Genomic DNA, 3,593 nt, shown 5'->3' on the forward strand with positions numbered 1-3,593 from the left:
CTCAAATCCGCAGCTCCTGACCCGCCTGGACGCCTTGCCTGCCGACTTCCGCGCCAAAGGGCAAGGCCATGAAGTTATGGGTCGGGTCCGTGGCTGCAAGTGGGTCTGATCTGGAGGAACGCCGGATGCGGGAAGCGGAGCCCCGGTAGAACTGGCTGGTCCGCCAAGACAAGCCGTTCACAGCACCGGAGGCTCCGCTGTCGGGTCAGTGTGTCATCAGCCGCGAGATCGCGGTAGCCGACGGTCTTTTCGCTCCGGGTCACCTGGGCGAGCTGACGCAGATCGTCCCGTTCGAGATGGTCGACGCCGTCCTGCCCGAGTGCGGGGCCGTCCAGCAGCGGTTGCGGAAACTCCCGGCCCGGGTGGTCGTCTACCTCCTCCTGGCCGCCGCTCTGTTCGAGGAGTGCGGCTATCCGGCCGTGTGGGCCAGGCTGACTCCGCACTGCACTGCCTGCCGGTCCCGAAGGTCACCGCCACGGCACTGTGGCACGCCCGCGCCCGGCTCGGTGTTGGCCCCGTGCGGGCCCTGTTCGACCTGCTGCGCGGCCCGGCGAGCGCGGTCCGTACCACCGGGGCCCGCTGGGTGGGTCTGCTGGTCGTCGCCGTCGACGGCACCTACCTCGACGTCCCCGACGGTCCCGTCACCCGGGCTCACCTGGGCAAAGGCTCCAACCAGTACGCCACGTCGGGCTATCCGCAGATCTGCCTGGTCACCCTGGTCGCCTGCGGCACCCGGGCCGTGATCGACGCGGTCTTCGGCCCGCGCACCAGCGGCGAGACCACCCACGGCAAGCGCCTGGCCCGCTCCCTGCACGAGGGCATGATCGTCCTGCTGGACCGCGGCTTGTCCTCCAACGCCTTCCTGACCACGGTCGCGGACACCGGCGCCGCGTTCCTCGCCCGGCTGTCCGCCACCCGCAAACCACTGGTCCTGCACCGCTACGAGGACGGCTCGTTCCTGTCCAGGATCGGCCGGCTGGAGGTCCGCGTCATCGAGTGCGAGATCACCATCGCCACCACCGCCGGGCGCACCACCGGCGTCTACCGGCTGGCCACCACCCTGCTCGACCACCGCCGCTACCCGGCATTCGAGCTGGTCAAGCAGTATCACGAGCGGTGGGAAGTGGAGTCCGCCTTCTTCGCGATCAAGAAGTCCATGCTCGGGCGCCGGGTCCTGCGCGCCCGGACCATGTCCGGTATTGCCCAGGAGGTCTACGCGCTGCTGACCGCCTACCAGCTGATCAGGATCGCCATCGCCGACGCCACCGCGGCCCTCCCCGACGCGGACCCTGACCGGGCCAGCTTCAGCATCGCTCTCCAGACCGCCCGCGACCAGGTCATCCAAGCCGCAGGCGTGATCGCCGACACCATCGTCGACCTCGTCGGAAGCATCGGACGAGCCGTCCTGAACCAGCCGATGACAGCACGCCGACTCCGCGTCAGTCCCCGCGCCGTCAAGCGACCACTGTCCCGATACGCCTACAAAAGCCTGCGCATCGACCGACGCACCTACAAAGCCACCATCAGCATCGACATCCTGTTGACAGCACCCAACAGCCCATAACTTCATGGCCTTGCGCCAAAGGGTCCCGGCGTCGACCGCAGGCCGCAGCATCATGCAACGGTTTGCCGTGGCCGTGGACTCTGTGGTGTGAGGAGGTGAGCCATGAGAGGCACAGCAGGAGCTGGCGGAGAATCCGAGGATTTCCAAGCGTTCGTCATAGGGCGATGGTCCCGACTCATGCGGACCTCGTATCTCCTGACAGGAGAGCTGTACGCAGCAGAAGACCTCGTACAAGCATGCCTGGAGCGGACGTTCGTGGCGTGGCGGAAGGTGTCGCTGGCCCAGGACCCGGACGCCTACGTGCGACGCATCATGGTCAACGCACACGCGCGCAGGTACCGCAGAGGGATCAAGGAGTACCTGTCCCGAAGCGATGACCCCGCTCACGAGCACGACCTGCCAGAGCGCGGCGACAAAATGGCACAGGCCGTCGAGCGCGCCGACCTGCTTGCGGCGCTGGCCCAACTGCCCCTGCGTCAGAGACAGGCCGTCGTACTGCGCTACTGGGAGGACCTGAGCGAAACGCAGGCCGCCGCCGCGATGGGGTGCTCGGTCGGCACCGTGAAGAGCAACGCAGCCAGAGGAATCACCCGGCTCCGGTCCGCCGTCGGGCTGACCCGCGCCAGCACGGACACCAGTCCCCCCATGCACGAAGGGCTAACGTCATGACGGATACAGGCACCGACATCTCCGAGCTGCTCGCCAACGCCACGCAAGGCGTGCAGATCAAGCACGCGCCCGTCGAGGCGATCGTTGCAGGCGGCACGCGACGCAGGACCAGGCGCCGAGCAGCGGAGGCGGTCGCCGTCGCACTGGCCGTCGCGTGCACGGCCGGGATACTGACGTCGGTCTTCCCGCACACAGACTCCGGGACGGCATCGATCGCCGCAGCACCGGACGCGACGATCCGACCCATCACGCAGGTCATCGCTACCGGGGTGGTCGACGGGAAGCCCTGGACCCTCAGCATCGACATCTGGCAGCGCGCCGCCAACGCTGACGCAGCGGCCCGCGAGTGGAAAGCGACGCAGAAGGCCGAATACCCGGACCCCCAGCGCGCCGGCGGCGAAGGGGGGCCGCAGCTCGTTCACACAGGCTGGTTCTTCGCCAACCTGAACATCGGCGACAGGCGCGTGTTCGTGACTGACGATGCGTTGACCGCAACAGGAGACCGCAACGTCGAGACCAGCTGGGGCAAGTTCACCCCGACCGGCACCCACTGGTACGTCACCGGAATGGCCGGACCCGCAGTCCACGCCGTCACGTGCACCTGGGACGACGGGCACAAGGCCACGCCCCAACTGCAGACGATCGCCGGCACCGACAACAGGTTCTTCGCGATCGACGCCCCGACCCCGAAGCCGAACGACGGAGTCCCCAACTGCATGGCGACGGACTGACCGCTCCGCCCCCGCGTGACCGCCGCAGGACGCCGTCGCGACCGAACAACGATCGCTGGCGACTGCAGGGACAGGGATTCAGCGTAGTCGGATGACGTCCGGTTCTTGACGGTGTGTCGGTTGGCTGGCGCTGGGGAACGGAAGCAGGCACGGTCTCCAAGATCATGGAGTGCTCGACGTCCCGTGATTCGACTGGAAGCCCGTGCCTGCCTGTGCATCATCGCCGATCCCGCCCGCTCTCGACCAGCTCCGTGATCAGCCGCAGGTCGGCTCCGGAGAGGTGCCGGGCCTGCTGGAGCGGCTGGCTGAGGTGCCGGACCCGCGTGATCCGCGCGGCGTGCGGCATGGCCTGGCTGTCGTCTTGGCCCTGACTGCCTGCGCGGTGCTGGCCGGGGCGACCTCGCTGCTGGCGGTGGGCGAGTGGATCGCCGACGCGCCGGCCCACGCACTCGGGCAGCTCGGTATCCGCCCCGACCCGGTACTGCCCTTGCGGCAACTGCCCTCGGAGTCCGCGATTCGTCGACTGCTCGCCCGGATCGACGGCGACGCCCTGGACCGGGCGGTCGGGCGCTGGCTCGCGGACCGCCGTCCGCGGACAACCGGACTGCACGCGCTGGCTGTGGACGGCA

At 68.5% G+C, this 3,593-nt stretch carries 4 protein-coding genes and 1 pseudogene; all 5 read left to right on the forward strand.

The features are described 5' to 3' along the window. Positions 1-296: 296 nt before the first annotated feature. Positions 297-389, forward strand: a pseudogene (locus ACIQTP_RS46885) (transposase domain-containing protein); the annotation flags it as partial. A 32-nt stretch (positions 390-421) separates the two neighbouring features. After that, entirely contained in the window at positions 422-1,564 is a 1,143-nt protein-coding gene (locus ACIQTP_RS46890) for an IS4 family transposase (RefSeq protein WP_403412361.1), read from the forward strand. A 102-nt stretch (positions 1,565-1,666) separates the two neighbouring features. Then, entirely contained in the window at positions 1,667-2,233 is a 567-nt protein-coding gene (locus ACIQTP_RS46895) for a SigE family RNA polymerase sigma factor (protein WP_403412364.1), read from the forward strand. Then, the gene (locus ACIQTP_RS46900; protein WP_402053095.1) at positions 2,230-2,964 is read left to right on the forward strand and encodes a hypothetical protein; all 735 of its coding nucleotides are present in this window, start codon (positions 2,230-2,232) and stop codon (positions 2,962-2,964) included. Before ACIQTP_RS46895 ends, ACIQTP_RS46900 begins: the two co-directional genes overlap by 4 nt. A 202-nt stretch (positions 2,965-3,166) precedes the next feature. Further along, positions 3,167-3,593: transposase family protein (locus tag ACIQTP_RS46905; RefSeq protein WP_402053093.1), on the forward strand; the 427-nt coding region annotated here is incomplete at its 3' end.

Source organism: Streptomyces sp. NPDC090798 (genome assembly GCF_044768965.1).
Taxonomy (GTDB): domain Bacteria; phylum Actinomycetota; class Actinomycetes; order Streptomycetales; family Streptomycetaceae; genus Streptomyces.

Excerpts from the sequence above, each read along its gene's own strand:
- ACIQTP_RS46900 (WP_402053095.1), top strand. The coding sequence starts at position 2,230 with ATGACGGATACAGGCACCGACATCTCCGAGCTGCTCGCCAACGCCACG.
- ACIQTP_RS46895 (WP_403412364.1), top strand. The coding sequence starts at position 1,667 with ATGAGAGGCACAGCAGGAGCTGGCGGAGAATCCGAGGATTTCCAAGCG.